The 1,318-nt window shown below is 30.0% G+C and carries 2 protein-coding genes; both read left to right on the forward strand.

Features of this window, described 5'->3' with window-relative positions; translation table 11 throughout:
* Positions 1–32 precede the first annotated feature (32 nt).
* Positions 33–347 carry a major capsid protein gene (locus tag B5D16_RS12300; RefSeq protein WP_078767257.1) on the forward strand — a complete coding sequence of 105 codons (315 nt, stop codon included), beginning with the start codon at positions 33–35 and terminating at the stop codon, positions 345–347.
* Positions 348–362: 15 nt separating this feature from the next.
* Entirely contained in the window at positions 363–1,178 is an 816-nt protein-coding gene (locus tag B5D16_RS12305; RefSeq protein WP_078767258.1) for a hypothetical protein, read from the forward strand.
* Positions 1,179–1,318 lie beyond the last annotated feature (140 nt).

A 1,318-nucleotide genomic window follows, 5' to 3' on the forward strand; every position in this document is an offset into this window, starting at 1 on the left:
TCTCTTTTTTCAGGTAAGAAAGGAAGGATAATATGAACAAATTAAAGAAAAGAATAACATGCATTTTAACAACATTATGTATTTTATTAGTAAATAGTATTTACGTATTTGCTGAAAAAGAAACAGAAGTAGATGTTTCTAAAGTTACAAAAGGTATTGATTCTTTTAAGAATATTATAATTTCAATTGCAGCTGCAGGTGGCGGTATTTTTGCAGTTATTGCAGTTGTGGATTTGGCATCCAGTATATCTGGTGGTAATGGAACAGAAATAATGCAAAACATTAAGAAACTTGCTGCAGCATCATTAATCATCTCAGTTTCGCTTTTAGTTAAGTTATTTACATAAGAAGAGGTGAAAGATATGTATACAGCTATAGATTTAAGTACAGATAAATTTATTGAAACTGCACTTAATTTATTTAATTCAACAATGTCGCTGTTATATGATTTATTATCTATTAATCCAACAAAAGGAGCTTATAAGGGGGGCTATGGCACGGTAAGTAAGTTATATACTACATTTAGTGCCATAGGTGTTTCTCTTATGGTCTTATTTTTTGTGTATGGTTTTTGCAGAGATTCATTTGATGTTAAAGCAGATCTAACACTAAATTCTTCAATAAAGGAATATATCAGACTAATTATTGTAAGTAATTTGATAGCTAATTTTATTACTTTGGTTCCAAAATTATATTCCTGGGCAATTATTATGTTATTGGCAACAAAGAAAGAATCGGATATGTTTGATGCTGAAAAAGTAGGAGCATCGATAGAAGAAGGAATTGGTTTTGGTGATGTTGGATCTTGGTTACTTAGTATCTTATTCATACTAATAACTTTAGCATGTTGTTGCATAATGATTTTTGCTACTTTCGGAAGATTTTTAAATCTATTTATAATATTACCGTTTGCAACAATTGCTCTTTCAACTATAGCAGGTGGCGGAAATCTTAGTCATACAGGTTTCTCATACATTAAAACTACGTTAACTTATATATTTGAAATAGTAATTATGGGTGTGGTTTTGGCATTATCTGGAACATTTTTATCTTCGGTGTCAATAGGAGCTGATGATAATGGATTATTAATTATGGTTGAAGTTATCGCTAAAATGCTAACCATAACAGCGGCTTACAAGGGTTCAGAAAATATCTGCAGAAAGGCATTTGGGTTATAAATATGAAACATGATATAAATAATAATTTTTATGAATATAAGGAAGAGGCATATAAGGGCTTTACGCTTAAGGAATTATTTACAATGATTACATGTTTGGTTTTATCATCAGCTGTAGTTATGTTCTTTATGTTTGTTTGC

It is taken from the genome of Eubacterium uniforme (genome assembly GCF_900167115.1).
In the GTDB taxonomy this organism is placed as follows: Bacteria; Bacillota; Clostridia; order Lachnospirales; family Lachnospiraceae; genus Eubacterium_S; species Eubacterium_S uniforme.

Coding starts and splice junctions, on each gene's coding strand:
- B5D16_RS12300 (WP_078767257.1), top strand. CDS start 33: ATGAACAAATTAAAGAAAAGAATAACATGCATTTTAACAACATTATGT.
- B5D16_RS12305 (WP_078767258.1), top strand. CDS start 363: ATGTATACAGCTATAGATTTAAGTACAGATAAATTTATTGAAACTGCA.